Here is a 22,766-nt window from a genome sequence, read left to right as displayed (position 1 = left end):
AGTCGATCAGCCCTGCAGGTGTCCGTCCTTGGCGCCGGAGAGGACCTCATCGACAAGTTTCACCCAGGCGCGCTTTCCATCGAAGACCGCGGCGAGCTCATGCACGGGGGCGGCGCCGGCGGCGACCAGCTCGACCGCGTAACGGCGATCGCGGACTTGCCGCGCCGCGGCGAGGAGCGCCTGCTCCGGGGTCTCGCCTCGCTGCGGCACCTTGAGCTCCAGCACGACGCCTGGACGGCCCGGCGCGCGCGGCCGCACGAGCAGGTCCGCGCGGCCGAGGCCGGACTCGCGGTTCGAGCGAACATCGTAATCGCCCTCGAGCTGCACGAGGAGGCCAAGGATGAAGCCGTGATAGAGCTTCTCCGGCTCCCGGCCGGCGGGGTCCTGATAGGACATCACCGTGACGAGCAGCCGCTCGAGCAGCGCCTCCAGCGACGGGGCGTCGCCGCCGAGCAGCGCGCGGAGAAGCGCCTCGGCGTGCCTCCGCTCGGGGAGCCCGCGCCGGAGCCAGGAGCGGAAGAGATCGCGGTACGCGACGCGGACCTCGAGGTTGGGAATGGCGAGCGAGGCGGTGACCTCGCCGAGCTCCTCCCGCACCGCCGTGGCGGTGAGATAGCCGGAGAAGAGGAGGAAGCTCCACAGCGCCTCCGGCTGCTGGTCCAGATCGCGCAAGACGATGTTCTCGTCGATGCGCGCCTCGACGGGCTCGCCGCGCAGGAGCGCCTCGGTCTCGCTCGAGAGCCCGAGCCCCCGCCGGGCGATGAGGTGCTGGAGGAGCTCGGTCGAGGCGGTGTTGACCCAGTACGGCCGGAGCGCGCCGCTGGCCACACAGTTGAGGATCGACCAGGGGTTGTAGATGACCTCGCCCCCGAAGCGATATCCGTTGTACCATGCGCGTACCTCCTCGACGCGCGGCAGCGTGGGGTCCGGGAGCGGGGCCGGCCGCGCCGCGGAGACGCCGTCGGGCCGCGCTTGCGCGAGGACGCTGGCGACCTCGGCCTCGGTGAAGCCAAACGACGTTGCGTAGCGGCGATCGCTCAGGATCGACGACACGATGACGTTGTTCAGGCCGGAGAAGAGGTTCTCCCGGGCGACCCGCAGCACCCCCGTGAGCGCCCCCTTGAAGAGAGAAGGGTTGTCCTTGAGGGCGGCAGAGAAGAAGTTCCGGAAGAACAGCGTCACCTCGTCGAAGAAGCCGTTCAGGTAACCGGACTGGATGGGGGTGTCGTACTCGTCGATCAGGATGGCCACCTTCTGGCCGTGGTGGCGCGCGAGGTAATCGGAGAGCTCTCTCAGTGAGCCACGGCAGTCTTCCTCGGAAATCTCTCCGAGGAGCATGTGCTCGTAATGTCGCCGCTCATCGGGGCGGAGCGCGTCGCTCTTCAGCAGGTGTTGATGCTGGCTGTAGAGGCGCTGAACCTCCGTACGGATCGCGTCCAGCGTGGTCTCGTAAGAGAGGGTCTTGATGTCCTTGAACGTCAGAAAGAGGACGGGGTACCGCTGGAAATGCTCGCGGGCCGCCGGGTCGTTCCAGACGGCGAGATCCTGGAACAGCGGGGAGAGGTCCTCGTCGCGTTTCTCGAGGAAATACGCGAGGGTGGAGAGGTTCAGGGTCTTTCCGAAGCGGCGCGGCCGCGGGAACAGGACGACCTGCGCAGGATCGGCGAGGAGCTGTCCCAGGAAGGGCGTCTTGTCGACATAGCCCGCGCCCGCGCGGCGGAGCTCGCGAAAATCGGACTGGCCGAGGGCGGGGATGAAGGGCATGGCGACTCGCTGCGCGCAGGGGGCTGTCGCTCGACGTGATGGCGTCGACGTTACCAGACAGAGCGCGCGGGGGACTGTCCCCGGCCGCCCCCGGCGCGTCAAGCGCTCGGCCGGAATGGGAAAGTCGTCTGCTGAGCTCAGCGGCCTCGCATGTCCCGCGTCCGCGCCGCCCCGATCGCGCCCGTTCCCGGCGCCGCCGCTGCTCCGCGTGGCCGGCCGCGCACCGTCGATCTACCCTACCCAGGTGCGATCCCACGTTCTGGCCGGCTGCCTCGCGGTCCTGATCCCCGCGGCCGCGACGCTCGCTATCCCGCACGCCGAGGCCGCGGATTTCGATCCGTCCGGCCGCGGCAAGCGGCCCAGGCCGAAGGCCCCGAAGCCCGGCAGCGGCAGACCGGGCCCCGCCGCGCGGCCGCAGCCCGCGAAGCCGCCGCAGGCGAAGCCGGAGCCGGCCGAGACCGGCGACGGGAAGCGGGGCGGCCCGTCGAGCGACGCGCTGATCGCGCGCTACACGGCCATCGTCATGAGCCAGCCGAGCGCGCCCTTCCCCCTCCAGCGCCTCGCCCAGCTCTACCGCGAGCGCGACGGGAACCTGAAGAAGCTCGTCGAGGAGTTCGAGCGCCGCGCCGCGCAGCCCGGGGCCGACGCCTGGGCCTCGAAGGTCGTGCTCGCCGGCGTCTACAAGCAGGACGGGCGCTACGACGACGCCATCAAGACCTACGAGGCCGCCATCGCGGACCGGCCCGGGGACCCGGCGGCGATGATGGCGCTCGCCCAGCTCGAGGCGGACCGCGGCGACAAGGCCCGCGCGCGCGGGCACTACGAGAAGGCGCTGCCGCTGCTCAAGATCCCCGCGGACGTCGAGCAGACGCGGCGCACGCTGCTCGCGCTCTGCCTCGACCTCTCCGACTTCGAGGCGGCCAAGGCGCAGCACGACGCGCTCGTGAAGAACGCGCAGGGCTCGCTCTTCGTGAAGGCCGAGCTCGGGCGCGAGCTCTCCGCGCGCGGGCACCACGCGCGCGCCGAGGCCGAGTTCCGCGAGCTCGTGAAGGCCGCGGCCGGCGACAACCGGGCGCTCGCGCCGGCGCTGCGCGATCTCGGGCAGGCGCTCGCCAAGCAGAAGAAGATGGACGAGGCGCTCGCCGTGCTGAAGCGGGCGCTCGCCATCGCCGGCAGCGCCGCCGGGGTGCGGGCCGAGATCCTGCTCATCATGACCGACGCGTTCCGCGCCGAGGGCAAGCTCGCGGAGCTCATCGCGATCCTCGAGGCCGAGAAGGGGCAGGACTTCCAGCGGCTCGCGACCCTGGGCGCCCTGTACGAGGAGACCGGCGACGTCGACAAGGCGATCGGGATCTACAGGAAGGCGCTCGCGCTCGACGGCAAGCACATCGACACGCGGCTCCGGCTCGTCCACCTGCTGCAGACCGCCGGCGAGCTCGACGCCGCGATCCGCGAGTACGAGCTCCTGATCAAGGCGGCCCCGGGCAACGCGGACTTCGTCTTCGAGCTGTGCGAGACGCTCATCCAGCGGGGCGACCGGCCCAAGGCGCTCGCGCTGCTCACCCAGCTCGAGGGGCGCGTCGCGGACGAGGCCGAGACGCTCGCGGCCGTCGCCGATTTCTACGAGCGGGTGGAGGAGAAGGACCGGGCCCTCAAGGTGCTCCAGCGGCTCGCCGCGGCCGCGGGCGGCGATCCGAGCCACCTCGTCGACCTGGGCGACCGGTACTTCCAGGCCGGCGACAAGAAGAAGGCGCTGGAGACGTGGGCGCGCATCAAGCAGGTCGTGCCGAGCCGGGCGCGCGCCGCGGCCACGCTCGGGGAGGTGTACCTCGACCACGACATGGTGGCGGAGGCGCTCGCCGCGCTCCGGGAGGCCGCGCAGCTCGAGCCCGCGAACAGCCGCTACAAGAAGGCGCTCGCGATCGCGCTGGAGCGCACCGCGAGCGCGCTCGGCAACGCGGGGCCGCGCTACGCGGAGGCGCGCGAGCTCTGGGAGCAGCTGCTCGCCGGGGCGGGCAACGACAAGCTGCTCGCGCGCGAGGCGCGCACCCACATCGTCAGTCTCTGGTCGCTCACCCACGAGCTGCCGAGCCGCGTCGCGCCGCTCGCCGCGCGCTTCAACGCGGCCCCGCCCGACCTGGAGGCGGGGCGGCTGCTCGCGGAGGTGCAGCGCAAGCTGCACCGGCTGCCCGACGCCGAGGCCACGCTCCGGCGGCTGGTCCAGGCCGCGCCGGGCGACGAGGACTCGCTCCTCGCGCTGGAGCGCGTGCTCGTGCTCCAGCAGAACCTCCTCGGCGCGATCGACGTGCTGGGCAAGCTCGTCGAGGTGAACCCGAAGCGGGCCCGCGAGTTCTACCAGCGCATGGCGCAGTACGCCGCGGAGCTGTACCGCGACGACGACGCGATCCGGTACGCCGCGCGGGCCGTCGAGCTGTCGCCCGAGGACGCGAGCGGCCACCAGAAGCTCGGCGACATGTACCGCCGGCGGCAGGACTTCCCGCGCGCGATCGCCGAGTACCGGCAGGCGCTCGCGAAGAACGACCGGCTGTTCCCCGTGTACTTCGACCTCGCCGAGCTGCTGCTCACCGCGGGGCAGGCCGAGGAGGCCGACCGGCTCTTCCGCCGGGTGGTGAGGGCGTCGAACGACGAGGAGCTCGTCGCGCGCGCGGCGCGGATGTCCATGCAGGTGAACCTCGGCAGGGGCTCGCTCGAGGTGCTCGAGCGCGAGCTCCTGCCGGTCGCGGTCGGCAACCCGCAGAAGCCGCTCTACCGGCGGCTGCTCGTGGAGCTCTACGGCGCGATGACCTTCCCGCTGATGCAGAAGGTCCGCGGCGACGGCCGCGCGGCGAGCGCGGCGGCGCGCGCGGAGCTCGCGAAGATCGGCGCCCGCGCGGTGAAGCCGCTGCTCGACGCGCTCGCGGACGAGAAGGAGTCGCAGCAGAAGATCGCGATCGAGGTGCTGGCCTACGTCGAGAACAAGGGCGCCGGGCCGGCGCTCTACAACTTCGCGATCGGCCAGGCCGACAAGGGCCTGCGCGCCCGCGCGATGATCGCGTGCGGCGCGCTGCGCGACCCGGCCATGCTGGAGCGCTACGAGCAGATGCTCGCGCCGCGCGACGCGGCGGCGAGCGTGCTGCCGAACGACGCGGTCGCGGTCGCCGCGACCTGGGGCGTGGCGCGGCTCGCGGCGGGCGGCGGGCGGCCGGCGGCCAAGGCGGTGGCGCTGCTCGCGCGGCTCCTGTCGTCGCCGGCGCCGGAGGTGCGGGCGCTCGCGGCGGTCGGCCTCGGGCTGACGCACGACCGGAAGCACGCCGCGGCGCTGTCCGCGGTCGCGCGGGCGCCCGAGGCCGGCTCCGTGCCGCGCGCCGCCGCGGTCCGCGCGCTGGGCGAGCTCGCGGGCGGCGGCGAGGGGCCCGCGCTGTTCATGTCGCTCGCCGACTCGAGCGAGCCGGAGCTCCGCCGCGCGGCGCTGCTCACGCTCGCGCGGCTCGGCGGCGGCGGCGCGGGCCCCGGGGGCGGCGGCGCCGGCGAGGCCGAGGCGGTCGCCGCGGGCGGGGCCGCCCAGGCGATCGCGGCCGGCGCGTTCTCGTCGGACGAGGGGCTGCGCGCCGCCGCGGTGTCGGCGGCGGTCGCGCTCACGCGGCGCGCGTACCCGCGCACGCGCGAGCCGCTGCCGGTACCGGACGGCGCGCTGACGGTGAAGGACGTGCTCGCGGGGCTCGACCCCGATCCGCCCGGCCCGGAGGATCGCGCGGCCGCGCTCGTGGCGCTCGGCCCGGCGCTGCAGAAGGCCGCTGTCGCCGCGGTCGCGACGTCGCCCGAGCGGGCCCTGGTCGTCGCGGACGCGATCCTCTCGCGCGGCGCGGCCGTGTCGGGCGGGGCAAGCGGCGATCGCGGCGCCGGCGGGGGCATCGCGGCGCTCGGGCTCGCGCCGTTCACGGACGGGCGCGCGGCGCTCGCCCCGGAGCCGAGGGGGCAGGTGGAGGCCGCCGTGGAGGGGATCGCGGCGGCGGTCGTGAGCGGGTTCGTGGCGCTCGTGCGGCACCCGGCGATCGAGGTGCGCACGCGCGCGGTCGAGCTGCTCGCGACCCGGCCCGAGCCCGAGGCCCAGGCCGCGGTGGTCGACGCGCTCGGCGATCCCGAGGAGAGCGTGCGGCGCGCGGCGCTCGCGGCGCTCGGCGCGGTCCGGCACGGGCCGACGATCGCGGCCGTCTCGGAGCTCCTGCGGACCTCGTCGAGCTGGCCGCTGCGCGTGCGCGCGGCGGAGGCGCTGGGCCGGCTCGGCGCGCCGGGCGGGGGCGCGGGCGGCGGCAGGCCGAGTCAGGTGGCCGAGACGCTCGGCGAGGCGGCCCGCGCCGACGCGTACGCCCTGGTGCGCGAGGCGGCGGCCCGCGCCCTCGCCTCCGCGGACCGCGCGGCGGCGGCGCCGGTGCTCCGGCAGCTCGCGGCGGGCGATCCCGAGCCGCGCGTCCGCCAGACAGCGGCCGAGCTGATGCGGAGCGCCGCGCCTTGAGCCGCGCTTCTCCGCCCGGGCCGCGGCGCCGCGCGCTGCGGCTCGCGCCGCTCGCCCTCGCCGGCGCGATGAGCGCCGGCGGGGCGGCCGGCTGCGACGATCTGAGCCGGTTCTCGACGGCCGACGGGGAGGCGTACTGCGGCGCGATCACGCTGGGCGGCGCGTTCCGCGCCGGCCTGAGCCCGCGGGTGCAGATGCGGCTCACGCTCGACGCGGACGCGCTCGACGGGCCGGAGCCGCCGGGCGCGCTGTGGACCTACGAGGCGCCCGACGGGGCCACGGCCGAGCGGCGCCTCCTCGACGGCGTGCCGCTGCGGCCGATCGGCGCGCTCGCCCACGACCCGCTGTCGCGGCTGGAGTTCGGGGAGGGCCGGGAGCGCAACGCGATCTACGCGGTCGACGCGTCGGAGCCGGAGGCGGAGCCGATGCTCGCGGTGCTATCGCTGCGCACGGACGCGTCGGTCGAGGTGCGCCTGCTCCGGCCTGGCCGGGCGCCGCTCGCGCCGGACGAGGCGGATGCGGCGGGGCAGCGGCAGGTGTTTGGCAATTTCAGGCTGACGCGGCGGACAGGGACATGCGGGTTCTAGGGATCGAGACATCGTGTGATGAGACGGCGGCGGCGGTGGTCACCGAGGGAGGCGACGTCCTCTCCGACGTCGTGCGCAGCCAGGTGGCGCTGCACGCGCCTTACGGGGGCGTCGTGCCCGAGGTCGCGGCGCGCGATCACGCGCGCGCGGTGGTCCCGGTGGTGCGCGAGGCGCTCTCGCGCGCGGGCGTCTCGGCGGCGGATCTCGACGGCGTCGCGGTGACGTCGCGGCCGGGGCTCGCCGGGGCGCTGCTCGTCGGCCTGCAGGCCGCGAAGGGGCTCGCGTGGGCCGCGGGCAAGCCGCTCGTGGGCGTCGATCACCTCGTTGGGCACCTGCTCGCGGTGTTCCTGCGGCGGGGCGGCGCGCCGCGCTTCGACGAGCACGAGCGGCCGTCGTTCCCGTACGTCGCGCTGCTCGCCTCGGGCGGGCACACGGCCATCTACCGGGTGGATGGCCCGGCGATCGGCGCGATCCGGGAGCTCGGCGCGACGCGCGACGACGCCGCGGGCGAGGCGTTCGACAAGGTGGCGAAGCTGCTCGGCCTCGGCTATCCGGGCGGGCCGGTGGTCGATCGGCTCGCCGCCGGGGGCGACGCGGCGGCCGCGGCGGACGCGGTGCCGGCGCTGATGGCGCGCAAGGAATCGCTGGAGTTCAGCTTCTCGGGCATCAAGAGCTCGGTCGCGCGGCACGTGGCGAAGCGGGGGCGGCCGGAGGGGCAGGCGCTCCGCGACCTGTGCGCGGCCTTCCAGGGGGCCGTTGTCGACGCGCTCGTGCAGAAGACCGTGCGGGCCGCGCGGGCCGAGGGGATCGGGCGGGTGGTCCTCGGCGGTGGGGTCGCGGCGAACCAGGGGCTCCGCGCGAAGATGGCCGCGGCGTGCGAGCGGCGGGGCCTCGCGCTGTTCGTGCCGCCGCTCGCGAGCTGCACGGACAACGGGGCGATGATCGCGTATGCGGGCGCGCTGCGGCTCGCGGCCGGGGAGCGGGACACGCTGGATCTCGCGCCGGAGACGAGGACGGCGCTGCCGCGGGTGACCCGCAAGGGCGGTGGCGCGAGGTGATCGGGACAGCCCGGTAGCGGGAGCGGCGCGCGGAGGACGCGGGTCCTGTGTGTGGGGGGACATGGCGTCCGGTGGCGTCCGGTGGCGGACCATGGCGAACGGTGGCGGACGATGAAGTCATGGCTCGTGCTGGGGATTACCTCGGACTTGTACGCTGCGGCGAGCCGTGGTCTGATGCGTTTCTCAGGATTCAGGCCGGCCCGCGCTCGCCGTTCTTCCGGCCGCGCGGGACAGGACAGGGCGGGATAGCCCGCCCGGCGGGGCGCGAGGATTGTAAGCCATGCAGGTTGTTCTACCGATAGTGCTCGGGTTGATCGCGGTGGCGTGCGGCGCAGGCGCCGTGTTCCTGTTGATGCAGGCCACGCAGCTGAAGCGGCAGCTCCAGGACGCGAACCAGCACATCGAGGCGCTCCGGCAGGCCAAGGGCCAGCTGGATCAGATGCGGTCGCAGTACGGGCAGATCCAGCAGGCGCTCGAGATCGCGAGGAGCGACGATCGCCAGAAGGTCGACTGGCTCGACGCCCAGCAGAAGGAGATCGACTGGTACAAGAGCGAGCTCGAGAGCCGGCCGAAGATCACGCAGAAGCGGTACAAGATCCTGACGCTCGGCATCAAGTGGACCGGCAAGACGTCGCTCACGCTCAAGTGGGCGAATCCCCTCGTGGATCTGGGCACGCTGCAGGGGACGAAGATCGAGCGTTACGAGCGGACCGTCAGCCACGTCCTCACGAAAGAGGTGTTGACGGAGCACGTGTTCGAGATCGGCGACTGGGGCGGCGAGCACATCGTGGATGCGCAGCAGGAGCTCATCATGGAGGAGATCCATGGGCTCTTGATGGTCGTGGATCTGGCGGGCAAGGACGGTCAGAAGATCGAGCCGTCGAGGATCCAGGAGCAGCTCCGGGAGTTTCAGCCGCAGTCGCTGCAGTTCTTCTTCAGCCCGAAGACGCTGGCCTCGTGCAAGGCGGTCGTGCTCTTCATCAACAAGTCCGATGTTCTGTCCGGGACGCCGGCCGAGGTGGAGCGGGAGGCGCGCGGGTATTACAAGACGCTCATCGACAGCCTGGAGCGGTACAAGAACAACATCGACATTCGCGTGCTCGTCGGGTCGGCGAGCTACGGGCACAGCACGCATCACCTGTTCTCGCACTTCGTGGAGAAGATCCTCCCGAAGAACGCGTATGATCCGCAGCTCCTGCAGCGGATGAAGCAGGACATCAGCGGGCATTCGGCGCTGTCGCGGACAGCGGCGCTCCCTGCCCCGCCGGTGCCGCAGCAGGTCAGGCCCAATGTACGGTAGCGAGGGCGCTTCGGGGTATGTGATCCCGCGGTACCGCGCGCCGGCGGACGCGGCGTGGTATCATGTGCTGCACGGGAACATCCCGGGGCACCAGATCGACTTCATGTACTGCCCGGAGGTGCCGCAAGGGCCCCTCACGACGACGCAGTTCAGCCACCTGGCGCGGCTGATGAAGTACATCGAGCCTGCGACGGGGGCGACGCACGCGTTCGCGATTGGCAATCTGTCGAGGGATGACACGCAGCACGAGCCTGGCCACGGGGCGGTGGGGCTCATCTTCGGCTTCCGGATCGGCGGGGCGGTCGACCATGCCGGGCGGGGGAACCCGCCGTTCGCGCACGGGATCGTCGCGGTGGATCGGGACCTCGGGTATGCGACGCTGCTGGAGGCGTCGGCGACGTTTTACCGGCACGTGATGAACGCGACGGAGCTGAACTCGTCGGCGGGCATGTTTTACCGCGAGTACACCGGCGCGGTGCGGGAGGCGCCGGAGCGTGTGGCGCACGTGCTGGAGCGGTATGTCGAGGAGTTCGGGGATCTGCCGTATCTGCGGCGGAGCGGCGCGACGTGGGACTGGGTGGCCGACGAGGGGGCGCAGCCGAAGCGGGTGGTGATCGTCCACAAGCCGGATGAGCCCTTCGGGTCGATCGCGCTGGCGGCGGCGAAGATCGCGACGGTGCTGTACCGGTCGAACATCAAGTGGACGTCGATCACGAGCGGGCGGGAGGCGGATATCCCGGGCGGGGTATCTGTGCGGTTCGTGAGGGAGCGGGACGTCACGATGGAGGACCGGCACGGGGTGCTGCTCCGGATCGAGGAGGTCTCGGAGGACGAGGGGGAGATCGCGCGGGGCATGTTCGGGGCGCGGCCGCTGGCCGAGGTGGAGGAGAAGCCGCAGTTCGGCGGCGGGTGGCGCGAGCGGTTCGCGGCGCAGCAGGGCGGGACGGGGCCGGTGGGCGTGGCGGGCGCGATGCCGGGGGTGGCGCTGCAGGAGCGGCGGGCGCCGGGGTCGCTGCCGCCGTCGCAGAAGGGCGTGGCGGGGCCGGCGGGGCCGGCGTCGCAGCAGGTTGGGCCGAAGGGGACGCTGGTCATCGACTCGGAGAAGCTGCTGGGGAGCGCGGCGCTGGCGGCGGGGATCGAGGCGGGGGGCACGGGGCCTGTGCGAATGGGCCAGGCGGCGGCGGGGAATGCCGTGGCGGCGAGCGGCGGGGCCGGGCGGGCGGCGAACGGCGGGGCGTGGAGCGCGCCGGCGGGGCCGATGCCGCCGGTGCCGAGCGTCGGCGGGGAGGAGCGCGACGAGATCCCGGTCATCGTCGAGAAGCCGGCGTCGTCGCGGACGTGGATCTGGGCCGTCGCGGGGCTCGGCTTCGTGGCCGTGGCGGGGATGGTCGCGGTGCTGGTGTCGCAGGGGGCACCCGGGGGTGGGACTGTAGCGCCGGAAGCGACGGGGCCGGGCGTGGCGCCGCCCTCGGGGAGCGCGGCGGCGCCGGGGCCGAGCGCCGAGGCCGGCGCGGCGGCGACGACAGGCTCGCCCGCCACGACGGCACCGCCGGAGGCGACGGCGAAGCCGCAGGCGGCGCAGGAGCAGCCGCAGCAGGGTGAGCCTCAGCCGAAGGCGCAGCCATCCGGGCGGACAAGGAACACGAAGGCAGGTGGGGCCGCGCCGGGGCGCTTGGACCCGAAGCCCAGAGGGGGTAAGGTGCCGCCGTCGAGCACTGCCGTGCCGCCTCTCCCCGAAGGGAAGCCTGAGTTCTGATGACTCCGACGATGAGAAAGCGACCGCTTCTGTGGAGCTTTGGTGTGGCCGTGGCGTTGATGGCGCAGCCGGCGGGCGCGCAGCAGCCGGCCACTCCGGCCGTCGCTGAGGAGACCGACGCGCTGACGGACAAGGCGCGGCAGCTCTACGAAGAGGGGAGACAGGCGGCGGCGGCGGGGAAATGGGCCGATGCGCACGCGTCGTTCCTCGCGGCGTGGGCGATCAAGCCACATTACCAGATCGCGTCGAATCTGGGGGTCGCGTGCCTCAAGCTGGGCAAGCACCGCGACGCGGCAGAGTACCTGACGCGGTATCTGCGCGAGGCGCCGGCCACCAAGGTGAACGAGCGGCAGAACGCCGAAGCGTCGCTGAAGGAGGCGCTCGCGAAAGTCGCATCCGTGACGGTGCAGGTGACGCCGGCGGGGGCGGAAGTGACGGTCGACGGGGCGGTCGTGGGCAAGGCGCCGCTCGCGGATCGGGTGTTCTTGGCACCGGGCGAGCACGAGATCGGGGCGAAGCTCGATGGGTACGCGCCTGCGACGCGTCCCGTCGCGGCGGTGGCGGGCCGTGCGGAGACGGTGGCGGTGCAGTTGGAGCGCGCGCCGGTCGCTGGCGTGGGCGCGCGTCCCTTCGTGGTGGAGCCGGTGGCGCCGCGCGCTGAGCTGCGGACGCCGTTGCTCGTCACGGGCGGGGTCGTGGCGGGCGCCGGCATCGTGACGGGCGTGGTCTTCGCGGTGCTCGCCGGCAATCGAGCCGATCACGCGGAAGAGGTCCGGAACGAGCTGAAAGCCCAATGGGGCGACGAGAAGAGATGCCCCGAGGGGGACGTTCCCAGGTGTAGCGACCTTAAAGACGCAGTCTATGACGAGATCGACCTGGGCAACGTCGCATTCTGGAGTCTCGTGGCGGGGGGAACGGTCGGGGTTGGCACGCTGGTCTACGGGCTGGTGACGATGAACGCTGAGCCTCAGAAGACGGTCCCGGGCACACGCGTGGCGCCGTTCCTCGGACCGGGCATTGCCGGGCTTTCGTTCAGCGGAAGGTTTTGAGCTTACGTACTTCGAAGGGAGAAGGCCGTACTATGCGTCGTCGCGCCCATCTTGCTGCTGCGATCTTCCTGGGGACGATGGCCATGGGAACGATAGGACCTCAATGCAGCGACCCCACGTGCCTTGACTTGAGTGGTGAGCTGCTGGATGACTGCCAGTCGGACGGAACGGCAGGAGGGCCGCCGGATCCGCCGCCGAACTGTGTGCCAGGGGAGGGCGAAGGGTGGAAGGCCGACGCGTTGTGTGGTGGGATCTTCGTGAGGCTCGACGGAGACGATGAGAACGCCGGGACGCCGGACGCGCCGGTGAAGTCGTTGGGGAAAGCCATCGCCCTCGCGACTGCCCTCCCCGATGCCACGAAGAAGAACGTGTATGCGTGCGCCGAGACGTTCGAAGAGAAGGTCGAGATCCAGGCGGATGTGACGCTGTTCGGTGGACTCGACTGCGAGAACGGCTGGCAATGGATAGGCGAACAGAAGCGGACGACGCTGACGGCCGAGGCTGGGACCATCCCGCTTACGATGCACGGGGGCGGATCAGTTCGGATGGAGGACGTGCATGTCCTTGCTGAATCGGTTCTGACATCCGGAGCGTCGTCCATCGCGGCCGTGGCCGATGGTGTCACGGTCTCGCTGGCGCGCTGCACGATTGAGGCAAGTCATGCTGCGCCTGGCGCCGATCAAAGCCAGGACTCGAACAGCGCCACGCGCGGTGACGATGGGAACCCAGGTGAAGCTGGGTGCATGGCCTCTGTTACCGCCGGCGGTGTCGAGCAATTCAACGACTGCGAAGATGGGGGCGAGGTCTCCATCGGCGGCGCTGGCGGAGTAGGACAGACGAGCAACGGTGGCAACGGCAGCGATGGCCTACCGGGTGACTCGGCCAATGGCGGAGCCGGGCAGACGACAGGGGGAACTGTCTGCGCCCCTGGCAACGCTGGTGCAGGTGGCATGCCCGGCGAGCCAGGCCGCGGGGCCACGGCTCTCGGCACCCTCTTACGAGGTGGCTACGACGGCGCAGGCGGCCTGCCCGGCCTGCCCGGAACCAAGGCGCAGGGTGGCGGCGGTGGTGGCGGCGCTCGCGGTGTTCCCCAGAGTGGCGCCTCCGGGCGCTCCTGCCCCGACCCCAATGCCAAGGGAGTCGGCGGCCCCAGCGGCGGCTCGGGTGGCGCGGGCGGCTGCGGTGGCAAGGGCGGCCTCGGGGGTTCCGCCGGCGGCGCGAGCATCGCGCTCATCAGCCTCGACGCCACCCTCCAGTTCCACGACGTCACCCTGAAGACAGGGCGCGGTGGCAAGGGCGGCAACGGCGCTCCAGGACAGCGCGGCGGCAACGGCGGCAACGGCGGCACCGGCGGCAAGGCGCTATCGGGCTCCTCCGGCCTTGACGACGCCTGCGACGGCGGCCCGGGCGGCCCGGGCGGTCAGGGCGGTCGCGGCGGCGGTGGCCGCGGTGGTCACTCCATTGGCATCGCCTTTCGCGGCACGCCGCGGCCCATGGACGCGAACGACCTCCATTTCGAGCTCGGCGAGCCCGGCCTCGGCGGCGAGGGAGACGGGAGCAACGGCGACGGCGCCTCCGGAGCCAAGGAGTCGACGCTCGATTTCGCCTCCCCGTGACGCCACCGTGCCCCGCGGTTGCCTGGTCTCGTGAACTCGCCGGCTCGCGTTCTTTCCCCGAGGACAATCTGTGAGTAAGAGTGCGGCGATGAACTACCGTTCTGCAGCGGCCAGCCTGCTCCTCGTCGGCCTGCTCTGCACATCGCCTGCGGCGGCGCAGGACAGTCCTGTGTCGGCGCAGAGCAAAGCAGCCGCTGTCGCGCTCGCTGAGCTGGGATGGGCCCACTACGAGGCTGACCGGTACACGGAGGCGTTTCAGGCGTTTCGTGACGCGGAGGCGAAAGCGCACGCGCCCCCGTTCCTGCTCATGGTGGCGCGCTGTTACGTCAAGCTCGGCCGCTTTCTCGAGGCGCGCGATATATATCGGCTCGTCGTGGACGAAAAGCTTGCGCCCGGCGCTCCACCCGCATTCGCCGACGCGAAAGCCAGCGCGACGAAGGAGCTTGCCGAGCTAGAAGCGCGCACCCCGACCGTGGAAGTCAACGTCACGGGTACCGTTCCTGCCGGGCTGGAGATAACGCTCGATGGCCTGCCCATCCAGGGTTCTACCCCGGTGCAGCGCGATCCAGGCGCTCACACCTTGGTCGTTCGCTCGCCTGGGCGCCGCCCCTTGACCCGGGCTATCCAGCTGGCCGAGGGATCGAGAGAACGCGTCAAGCTTGATCAGGCCGCGATCGATGCGTTGCCGGCCGTTGAGCAACCGGCAGCCGAACGCATGCCATCCTCAAGCGTGACTGAGCGCGCTGCCCCATCGATCTCCTCGGCACTGATAACGCCGCGAGATGACGTCCGGACGGCAGTGCTCGTCGGAGGCGGGATTGCGGCTGGCGCTGGCGTCGCGGCGGGCGCGATACTCACGGTGATGGCCAACGCGCGGGCGAGCGAGGCAGAGCACAAGAGGGATGCGTTGCTGGCCAACGGGTACAGCGAATCTTCCTGTCGTGGCATGAGCCAGACCGGCTGCAATGGCCTCAGGGATACGGCATATGCCAAGGTTGATCTCAGCAACGCGGCGTTCTGGAGCTTCGTGGCAGGCGGGGCGATCGGAGCTGGCACGCTTGTGTATGGGCTCGTGACGAGGAAGCCTGTTGAGGTGGCGCCAGGCGTGCGGGCAGCGCCGCTCCTGGGGCCGAGTGTTGCCGGACTCTCGCTCACCGGACAGCTCTGATCTCGCATTCCTGGACAGGAGGAGTTTGCACTATGCGTCGCCGCGCTCGTGTCGCCTCGGTGCTCTTTCTAGCGACGATGGCCCTAGCCGCCGGCGGGGCCGGGTGCGACTGGCCGTTCTCTCGTCCTCAGGAGGCCGACGAAGCGGGCTCCCAAGGAGAGGACACCACCGGCTGCGCGGACATCCTCGGCTGCCACGGGAGCGATGGAGAAGGCGGAGCCGGAGGACAGCCGCGACCGCCGCCGCAGTGTGTGCCAGGAGAGGGCGACGGATGGAAGGCCGACGCGTTGTGTGGTGGGATCTTCGTGAGGCTCGACGGAGACGATGAGAACGCCGGGACGCCGGACGCGCCGGTGAGGTCGTTGGGGAAAGCCATCGCCCTCGCGACTGCCTTCCCCGATGCCACGAGGAAGAACGTGTATGCGTGCGCCGAGACGTTCGAAGAGAAGGTCGAGATCCAGGCGAATGTGACGCTGTTCGGTGGACTCGACTGCGAGAACGGCTGGCGATGGGTAGGCGAACAGAAGCGGACGACGCTGACGGCCGAGGCTGGGACCATCCCGCTCACGATGCACGGGGGCGGATCAGCTCGGATGGAGGACGTGCATGTCCTTGCTGAATCGGTTCTGACATCCGGAGCGTCGTCCATCGCGGCGATGGCCGATGGTGTCACGGTCTCGCTGGCGCGCTGCACGATTGAGGCAAGTGATGCCGCGCCTGGCGCCGCTCAACGCCAGGACACGAACAGCGCGACGCGCGGTGGCGATGGGAACCCAGGTGAATCTGGGTGCATGGCCTCTGTTACCGCCGGCGGTGTCGAGCAATTCAACGACTGCGAAGATGGGGGCGAGGTCTCCATCGGCGGCGCTGGCGGAGTAGGACAACCGAGCAGCGGTGTCAGCGGCAGCGATGGCCTACCGGGTGGCTCGGCCAATGGCGGAGCCGGGCAGACAGCAGGGGGAACTCTCTGCGCCCCCGGCAAGGCCGGCGCAGATGGCATGCCCGGCGGGCCAGGCGCCGGGGCCACGGCTCTCGGCACCCTCTCACAAGGTGGCTACACCGGCCTATCCGGCGTTTCCGGCATGCCCGGAACCACGGCGCAGGGTGGCGGTGGCGGCGGTGGCGCTCGCGGTGTTCTCAGCAGTGGCTCCCCCGGGCGTTCCTGCCCCGGCGGTGCCAAGGGAGTCGGCGGCCCCAGCGGCGGCTCGGGCGGCGCGGGCGGCTGCGGTGGCAAGGGCGGCCTCGGCGGTTCCGCCGGCGGCGCGAGCATCGCACTCATCAGCCTCGACGCCACCCTCCAGTTCCACGACGTCACCCTGAAGACAGGCAGCGGTGGCAAGGGCGGCAACGGCGCTCCAGGACAGCCCGGCGGCGGCGGCGGCAACGGCGGCGTGGGCGGCGTGGCACCGCCGGACTCCTCCGGCCTTAACGACGCCTGCGACGGCGGCCGCGGCGGTCAGGGTGGTCAGGGCGGCCGCGGCGGCGGCGGCCGCGGCGGTCACTCCATCGGCATCGCCTTTCGCGGCACACCGCCGCCCATGGACGCGAACGACATCCATTTCGAGCTCGGCGAGCCCGGCCTCGGCGGCGAGGGAGACGGGAGCGACGGCGACGGCGCCCGCGGAGCCAAGGCGCCGACGCTCGATTTCACCTCCTCGTGACGCCATGGGCCCCATCGATGGCCCCTCGTGCGTCTCGCGCTCCCCAAAGGCCCCGCGATCCCGCCAGCGGCGTCGCTCGGCGTGGCCCGCTTCCCGAGATGTCACCGCTCCACCGAGAGGAGCGCAAACACGCTGTCAGCACCCCTGACCTCAGCATCGGCCGCGCGCCCGAGCTTCCGTCCACCACGCCCGCATCAGGAGAACCCCGGTCGGCACCCCATCACCGCCTGCCCCGTGCCGCCCTCCCCCAACCGCCGCCACCCGATCCACCCCCGCTCCCCCTCATCCTCTTCCTTCCCCGCGTCCGGATCCGCTAGCCTCTTCCCTCCTCCCGAACTCCCGCCCATGCACCTCGGCGCCGGCTCCGTCCTCATCGACAAGTACCGCCTCGAGCGCCCGCTCTCTCGCGGCGGCATGGGCTCGGTCTGGGTCGCGCACCACCTCCAGCTCGGCACGCCGGTCGCCGTCAAGTTCATGGACCCGGCCTACGCCAGCTCTCCCGCGTTCCGCACCCGCTTCGAGCGCGAGGCGCGCGCGGCCGCCCAGCTCAGGACGCCGCACGTCGTGAAGGTGCAGGACTTCGGCATTCACGAGGGCGTCCCCTACCTCGTCATGGAGCTCCTCCAGGGCGAGGACCTCAACGCGCGCCTCCTGCGGCGCGGCCGCTTCCCGCTGCTGGAGGCGCATCGCATCCTCGCCCAGACCGGCAAGGCCCTCCGCAGCGCGCACGACGCCGGCCTCGTCCATCGCGACCTCAAGCCCGCCAACCTCTTCCTCGCGCACGTCGACGGCGAGGACGAGGACTTGGTGAAGCTCCTCGACTTCGGCATCGCCAAGGAGACCACCTCGAAGCTCGTCGCCGACGCCTCCACGACCGGAGAGGTGATGGGCTCGCCCCACTACATGAGCCCGGAGCAGCTCCGCGCCGAGCGCGACGTCGACGCGCGCAGCGACCTCTGGGCGCTCGGGGTCATCCTGTTCCGCATGGTCACGGGATACCTCCCCTTCCCCGGCGATGTGCTCGCGCAGGTCATGACCAGGATCCTCGTCGACCCGATCCCCTCCGCGACCCAGCTCGCCCCCGGCCTGCCCCCGACCATCGACGCCTTCTTCCACCGGGCGCTGGCGCGCGATCGGGCCCACCGGTTCCAGACCGTCCGCGAGCTGGTCGACGAGTTCGCGCGCATCGCGGGCGCGCCGCGGTTCGCGTCGTCCGTGTCCGATGCGCACGGACCGTTCCCCCTGGCCCCCACCGGCTTCGTTCCAGGGGCGGCGACGCCCCTGCCCGGAATGCCACTGGGGCCGGGCGGCACGACCCCAGGCGGGCCGCTCGCTCCGTCACCGGCGCCGCTGGCGGGCTCTGTCTCGGCGGGCACGCTGACTGGCACGATCGATCCTGCCAAGCCGTCCGGTGGACGGCGCTCGGTCGCGTGGACGACGTGGCTCATCGCCGCGGGCGCCGCGGCTGCCGTCAGCGGGCTCGGCGTGACGCTCGGAGCGTACTATGGCGGGCAGGCCGAGGCTCCGTCTCCCGCAGACGCCCCGGCGACCGCCGAGCTCGCGGCCTCCGGCCCGGAGATCACCACCCGCGATGCCCCGTCCGCGCCCCCGGCGAGTCGCCTTGCTGCAGAGACGTCGACCGCTGCACCTCTCGTGGTGCCGTCTGCGCCGGTGACGGATGCGGGTTCGGAGGCCGCCTCCGAGCCATCAGCGCAGGACCCCACGCCACCCAGCGAACCAACGGCCGTTCGCGCCGGCGCGCCGGCAGCGGGTCGCACGGGCGCGCCGAGCGACGATCGCGGCCCTGTTGCGCCAGCCGCCGGCACACAGCCCCCGAGCGGCCCCGCCCCCCACAGCACATCCCCTCGGCGGCCGTCTCCGCCGACAACCCCCAGCCCGCCGCAGACGCCGAAGCCAGCGAAGCCGCGCTGGGGGATCTGAGGGAAGTCGAAGGGAGGGGAGCAGCGGTCTCCGGCGCTCCGAGAGCACGCTTCTCCCTCCGGGAAGCCCCTCAGCCGAGGCTGTCGCCGCGCAGCACGGCGGGCGGGGCGGCGTGCGGCGGAGCCGCTGCACCATCACGCCCTGCGTGGAACGGGTGGACAAAAGCTTCCGTCACGGCGCGGAAGAGGTACGGTTCGCGCTCCAGGGTGGGTAAAGTACGGCTGTACGCGTCTTCCGAACCGCAGCTCCCTGGAGCACCGCTGGACTCCTTATGACGACGAACCGCCCGCTGCTGTGGACCTTGAGCATCGCCGTCGCCTTGCTGGCACCTGCCGCCGGAGCACAGCCTGCGCCCCCTCGGACCGAGGCGCAGGAGAGCGACGCGCTGACGGACAGGGCGCGCCAGCTCTTCGAAGACGGGGTGAAGGCGGCCAACGCAGGAAAGTGGGCCGACGCGCACGCGGCGTTCCTCGCGGCGTGGGGGCTGAAGCCGCACTACCAGATCGCCTCGAACCTGGGCGTGGCCTGCCTCCGGGTGGGCAAGCCCCGCGACGCGGCCGAGTACCTCACGCGCTACCTCCGCGAGGCCCCCGAGACGAAGGTCCAGGAGCGGCAGCGCGCGGAGGCGTCGCTGCAGGAGGCGCGGGCGCAGGTCGCGGCGGTCACGGTCCGCGTCGCGCCGGACGGGGCCGAGGTGACAGTCGACGGGGCGAGCGTCGGGCGAGCGCCGCTCGCGGATACCGTGTTCCTCGATCCGGGCCGGCACGAGGTCGGAGCGAAGCTCGACGGGTATGTGCCGCAGGCGCGCTCGGTCGAGGCGACCGCCGGCGGGACGGAGGCGGTGGTCCTCGATCTGCAGCGCACCCCGGCGCCCGACGCGACGCGCGCCGGCGCGGAGCAGATCGGCTTGCCGGCTCCCGAGGTGCGGCGGGGCAGCGGGAGGACGGCGGTGCTCGTCACGGGTGGGGTCGCGACCGGCGTTGGCGCCGCGGCGGGCGTGCTCTTCACGGTGCTCGCGAACAACAGGGCCGGAGATGCCGAGACGCAGAAAACCGCGCTGCTCGCCGGAAATCGGAACCCGTGCACCGCCCGGCCCGCTCCAGCGGCGTGTACAAAGCAAAGCCAAGCGGTCGACGAGAGCGCGCTCTACAGCAACGTGGCGTTCTGGAGCTTCGCGGGGGCCGGGACGGTCGGCCTCGGGACGCTGCTCTATGCCTTCGTGAGCGGCCCCGAGGCGCGCGTGCAGGTGACGCCCAGGGTGGGAATCAACGACGTGGGTCTCTCGGTGGGCGGGGCGTTCTGACGACCGGGATCTGAACTCAAGACGATGGAGAATGGCTGATGCCTCGGACTGCCCGTACCGCCGCGCTGCTCGTCCTCGGAACGACGGCCGCCGGCCTCGATCTGGCTGGCTGCTTCCCGTACTCGAACCACGACGATTGCAAGCACAAGCCCATGTTCTGCAGCGAGAACGGGGGTGACGCAGGGGGAGCAGGAGGCGTGGGCGCCGGAGGGACCGGGGGTGCCGCGGGGAGCGGGGGCGCGGGCGCGGGCGGGAGCGGAGGTGCTGGGGGGAGCGGAGGTGCCGGGGGAGGGCCGCCGCCCCTGGTGTGCGTGCCCAGCGAGCAGGGCTGGACCGCCGACGCGCGCTGCGGCGTGTTCGTGTCGGCCACGGCGAGCGACGGCGGGAAAGGGACGCCCGAGGCACCGGTGAAGACGCTCGCCGAGGCCATCGCGCTCGCCGCGCAGATCCAGGACGAGAGCGCGCGACGCGTGTACGCGTGCGCCGAGGAGTTCGAGGAAACGCTCACGGTGACTTCGAGCGTGACCGTCTTTGGCGCGCTCGATTGCACCGCGAACTGGCGGTGGGGAGATGAACCGAAGACCACGCTGAGGGCGACGCCCCCAGCCGTGCCGCTGACGATGCGCGTCGTCGGCGGGACGGTACACTTGGAGGATCTCCATATCGTCGCTCGGTCGATCGATCAGGCGGACGCGGGGACCTCCGCCATCGCAGCTATCGCCGATCACTCCAAGGTCGACCTGGTCCGCTGTGTGCTCCAGGCAGGGGATGCATCCTCCGGGAAGTCGGGGGACGCACCTCCCCCTCCTCGCGAACAGGCGCCCGACGGCAGCGACGGCAATCCTGCTTGCTCGGCAGAAGCGGTGGCAACAGCACCGCCGGAGACGAATAATTGCGGCACCACCACGGATACCAGCGACGACTCGCGCGGCGGCCGGGGAGGAAATGGCCGGGATGACCGCGGGACCTCCGGTAACATAGGCTATCCAGACGAGAAAAACAACGACAACGCCGGGGGATACAATAGTTCAACCGCGATGTGCAGCCCGGGCAAGAGGGGTAGCGACGGGGACCCGGGCGTAGCTGGCGCAGGCGCACACGGCGTCGGCCAGCTCTCAAGCGCCGGCTACGCCGGTGAACCCGGCGGTGATGGCCAACGCGGGAAGACCGCCCAGGGCGGCGGGGGTGGCGGAGGCTCCCGCGGGAGTACCGAATGCCCTGGGACCAACGATGGCGGCGCCAGCGGCGGCAACGGCGGCGCAGGCGGCTGCGGCGGTCAGGGCGGCAAGGGTGGCGCTCCAGGGGGGTCGAGCATCGCTCTCGTGAGCCTCGACGCAAAACTCACGTTCCATGAGGTTCGTCTGATCGCCGGCAAGGGCGGCAGGGGCGGCGATGGCGCCGCCGGCCAAATCGGCGGGTTGGGTGGAAACGGTGGGGCGGGCGGGGAGGGCCAGAGTTTTGGTCCCAATAATTCCATTCGTAACGCCTGTGCCGGCGAGAGGGGAGGCCAGGGAGGCACCGGCGGCAAAGGCGGCGGCGGTCAGGGCGGCCATTCCCTCGGCATCGCGTTCCTGGGCACGCCGGACACAATCCCGCCGCTCGACGACGCCATCATTGAGCTCGGCACGCCCGGCGCCGGCGGCGAAGGCAGCGACGCCGCGCAGGACGGTGAGACGGGACAAGCCCTCCCGCTGCTGGACTTCTCCCCGTCAACATCTGCTCCGCGGCCATGAGGTCCTGCCGGCATCCCGCCTAGGTCGACCCCTCGCCCGCGCAGAGCTCCGGCGGCCCTCTGCGACACGCTGAAATTCAACTCGACCGCCCACGGCTCCCATGCACCTCTCCGCCATGCGATCCCGCCGACGACTCCGCCTGGCTCTGCTCCTCGTGCTCGCGCTCCCGGCCGTGCCGGCCACCGCGATCTCCCAGCCGGCCCCGTCGACCGCGCAGACCAAGGCGGCGGCCCGAGCCCTCGCCGACAAGGCCTGGGAGCACTTCAACGCCGGCCGCTACGAGGAGGCGCTCGCAGCCTTCCGCGAGGCGGACGCACAGGTCCACGCGCCGCCGTTCCTGCTCTTCGCGGCGCGCTCCTGCGAGCGGCTCGGCCGCCTGCTCGAGGCGCGCTCGCTCTACCAGCGTGTCGTGGACGAGCCGCTCGTCGCCGGCGCTCCACAGGAGTTCCAGCAGGCCCAGGCGGACGCCCGGATCGAGCTCACCGCGCTCGCATCCCGCATCCCGACCCTGGAGATCGCGATCGCGGGCGTGGCGCCGGGCGCAGTGGAGCTGACGCTGGACGGCGAGCGCGTCGTCCAGACCGGGCCGGTGGAGTGCGACCCCGGCGAGCACACGGTGACCGCGACCGTGCAGGGTCTGCGCCCGGTGACGAAGACGATCCAGTTGAGCGAGGGGGGGAAAGAACGCGTCACCCTCGATCTGGCGCCGCCCCCCGCGCCGGCGGTCGCGACGCCAGCCACCCCGCGCCACGCGCGCGAAGACGCAGGGATGGATGTGCGCGGCGCCGCGCTCGTCGGCGGCGGGGTCTTGACGGGCGCGGGGGTGGTCGCGGGCGTCGTGTTCACGCTCGTCGCCAACGGCAAAGCGAGCGACGCGAAACGGCAGTGGCGCGTGGTCGACGCCATGGAGGGAGAAGCCGTCGACTGCAGGTACCCCGCGGGCATCAACCAGACGCAGGAGTGCGGCGAGCTGCGCTCGCTGGTCGACGATCAATATCTCTTCAGCAACCTGGCTCTGTGGAGCTTCATCGGCGCAGGCGCCAGCGCGATCGGGACGCTCGGCTACGTCTGGCTCGCTGCGGCGCCGAGCGAGCCGGAGCGCCAGGTGCGCCTCGCACCGCTCGTGCTGCCAGGCGGCGGCGGACTCGTCGCCGGCGGCGCCTTCTGAGTCGAGGAACCCATGAACCGACCCATCAAGAGAGGGATACGGCTGGCTGCGCGCGGGGCCTCGACGCTGGTCCTGGCGTCGTTCGCGGTGGCGAGCCAGACAACGAGCTGCCTCGGCCCCGACTGCAGCGAGCTGCATCGATGTGGAGA

14 protein-coding genes are annotated in these 22,766 nt (G+C 72.1%); 13 read left to right on the top strand and 1 reads right to left on the bottom strand.

What is annotated here, in order from left to right:
- Window positions 1-6: 6 nt before the first annotated feature.
- Window positions 7-1,764: an AAA family ATPase gene (locus WMF44_RS08750; protein WP_437298674.1), complete on the bottom strand. Its 1,758-nt coding sequence runs from the start codon at window positions 1,762-1,764 to the stop codon at window positions 7-9.
- Between the two features lie 244 nt (window positions 1,765-2,008).
- On the opposite strand from WMF44_RS08750, the gene WMF44_RS08745 reads away from it, so the two are divergent.
- The 13 genes from WMF44_RS08745 to WMF44_RS08685 all read left to right on the top strand — a co-directional run bounded on the left by WMF44_RS08745 (window position 2,009) and on the right by WMF44_RS08685 (window position 22,617).
- Window positions 2,009-6,277: a tetratricopeptide repeat protein gene (locus tag WMF44_RS08745; RefSeq protein ID WP_437298673.1), complete on the top strand. Its 4,269-nt coding sequence runs from the start codon at window positions 2,009-2,011 to the stop codon at window positions 6,275-6,277.
- Window positions 6,274-6,864, top strand: a complete 591-nt coding sequence (locus tag WMF44_RS08740; RefSeq protein ID WP_437298672.1) for a hypothetical protein — start codon at window positions 6,274-6,276, stop codon at window positions 6,862-6,864. The genes WMF44_RS08745 and WMF44_RS08740 overlap by 4 nt, the downstream gene beginning before the upstream one ends.
- Window positions 6,852-7,922 carry a tRNA (adenosine(37)-N6)-threonylcarbamoyltransferase complex transferase subunit TsaD gene (gene tsaD / locus WMF44_RS08735; RefSeq protein WP_437298671.1) on the top strand — a complete coding sequence of 357 codons (1,071 nt, stop codon included), beginning with the start codon at window positions 6,852-6,854 and terminating at the stop codon, window positions 7,920-7,922. Before WMF44_RS08740 ends, tsaD begins: the two co-directional genes overlap by 13 nt.
- A 280-nt stretch (window positions 7,923-8,202) precedes the next feature.
- Window positions 8,203-9,222, top strand: a complete 1,020-nt coding sequence (locus tag WMF44_RS08730; RefSeq protein ID WP_437298670.1) for a hypothetical protein — start codon at window positions 8,203-8,205, stop codon at window positions 9,220-9,222.
- Window positions 9,212-10,978, top strand: a complete 1,767-nt coding sequence (locus WMF44_RS08725; RefSeq protein ID WP_437298669.1) for a hypothetical protein — start codon at window positions 9,212-9,214, stop codon at window positions 10,976-10,978. Before WMF44_RS08730 ends, WMF44_RS08725 begins: the two co-directional genes overlap by 11 nt.
- Before the next feature lie 11 nt (window positions 10,979-10,989).
- Complete coding sequence (locus WMF44_RS08720; protein WP_437298668.1) at window positions 10,990-12,027, top strand: PEGA domain-containing protein; 1,038 nt, start codon at window positions 10,990-10,992, stop codon at window positions 12,025-12,027.
- 257 nt (window positions 12,028-12,284) lie between these two features.
- Window positions 12,285-13,643, top strand: a complete 1,359-nt coding sequence (locus tag WMF44_RS08715) for a PGRS family protein (RefSeq protein WP_437298667.1) — start codon at window positions 12,285-12,287, stop codon at window positions 13,641-13,643.
- Window positions 13,644-13,731: 88 nt separating this feature from the next.
- Entirely contained in the window at window positions 13,732-14,811 is a 1,080-nt protein-coding gene (locus tag WMF44_RS08710) for a tetratricopeptide repeat protein (RefSeq protein WP_437298666.1), read from the top strand.
- 305 nt (window positions 14,812-15,116) lie between these two features.
- On the top strand, window positions 15,117-16,472 hold the full coding sequence (locus tag WMF44_RS08705; protein WP_437298665.1) for a PGRS family protein: 1,356 nt from the start codon (window positions 15,117-15,119) through the stop codon (window positions 16,470-16,472).
- Window positions 16,473-16,817: 345 nt separating this feature from the next.
- Window positions 16,818-18,413: a protein kinase domain-containing protein gene (locus WMF44_RS08700; RefSeq protein WP_437298664.1), complete on the top strand. Its 1,596-nt coding sequence runs from the start codon at window positions 16,818-16,820 to the stop codon at window positions 18,411-18,413.
- A 271-nt stretch (window positions 18,414-18,684) separates the two neighbouring features.
- Window positions 18,685-19,716, top strand: a complete 1,032-nt coding sequence (locus WMF44_RS08695; protein WP_437298663.1) for a PEGA domain-containing protein — start codon at window positions 18,685-18,687, stop codon at window positions 19,714-19,716.
- A gap of 311 nt (window positions 19,717-20,027) precedes the next feature.
- A complete protein-coding gene (locus tag WMF44_RS08690; protein WP_437298662.1) occupies window positions 20,028-21,449 on the top strand; it encodes a hypothetical protein in 1,422 nt (473 codons plus the stop codon).
- A gap of 115 nt (window positions 21,450-21,564) precedes the next feature.
- On the top strand, window positions 21,565-22,617 hold the full coding sequence (locus WMF44_RS08685) for a tetratricopeptide repeat protein (protein ID WP_437298661.1): 1,053 nt from the start codon (window positions 21,565-21,567) through the stop codon (window positions 22,615-22,617).
- Window positions 22,618-22,766 lie beyond the last annotated feature (149 nt).

Source organism: Sorangium sp. So ce426 (assembly GCF_051475585.1).
GTDB classification, from domain to species: Bacteria; Myxococcota_A; Polyangia; order Polyangiales; family Polyangiaceae; genus Sorangium; species Sorangium cellulosum_B.
This window is presented reverse-complemented; position numbering and strand designations above follow the sequence as displayed.

What these genes read in the sequence shown, in the direction of transcription:
- WMF44_RS08750 (WP_437298674.1), bottom strand. Translation starts at nt 1,764, where the DNA reads ATGCCCTTCATCCCCGCCCTCGGCCAGTCCGATTTTCGCGAGCTCCGC.
- tsaD (WP_437298671.1), top strand. Translation starts at nt 6,852, where the DNA reads ATGCGGGTTCTAGGGATCGAGACATCGTGTGATGAGACGGCGGCGGCG.
- WMF44_RS08730 (WP_437298670.1), top strand. Translation starts at nt 8,203, where the DNA reads ATGCAGGTTGTTCTACCGATAGTGCTCGGGTTGATCGCGGTGGCGTGC.
- WMF44_RS08725 (WP_437298669.1), top strand. Translation starts at nt 9,212, where the DNA reads ATGTACGGTAGCGAGGGCGCTTCGGGGTATGTGATCCCGCGGTACCGC.
- WMF44_RS08720 (WP_437298668.1), top strand. Translation starts at nt 10,990, where the DNA reads ATGAGAAAGCGACCGCTTCTGTGGAGCTTTGGTGTGGCCGTGGCGTTG.
- WMF44_RS08710 (WP_437298666.1), top strand. Translation starts at nt 13,732, where the DNA reads ATGAACTACCGTTCTGCAGCGGCCAGCCTGCTCCTCGTCGGCCTGCTC.
- WMF44_RS08700 (WP_437298664.1), top strand. Translation starts at nt 16,818, where the DNA reads ATGCACCTCGGCGCCGGCTCCGTCCTCATCGACAAGTACCGCCTCGAG.
- WMF44_RS08695 (WP_437298663.1), top strand. Translation starts at nt 18,685, where the DNA reads ATGACGACGAACCGCCCGCTGCTGTGGACCTTGAGCATCGCCGTCGCC.
- WMF44_RS08685 (WP_437298661.1), top strand. Translation starts at nt 21,565, where the DNA reads ATGCGATCCCGCCGACGACTCCGCCTGGCTCTGCTCCTCGTGCTCGCG.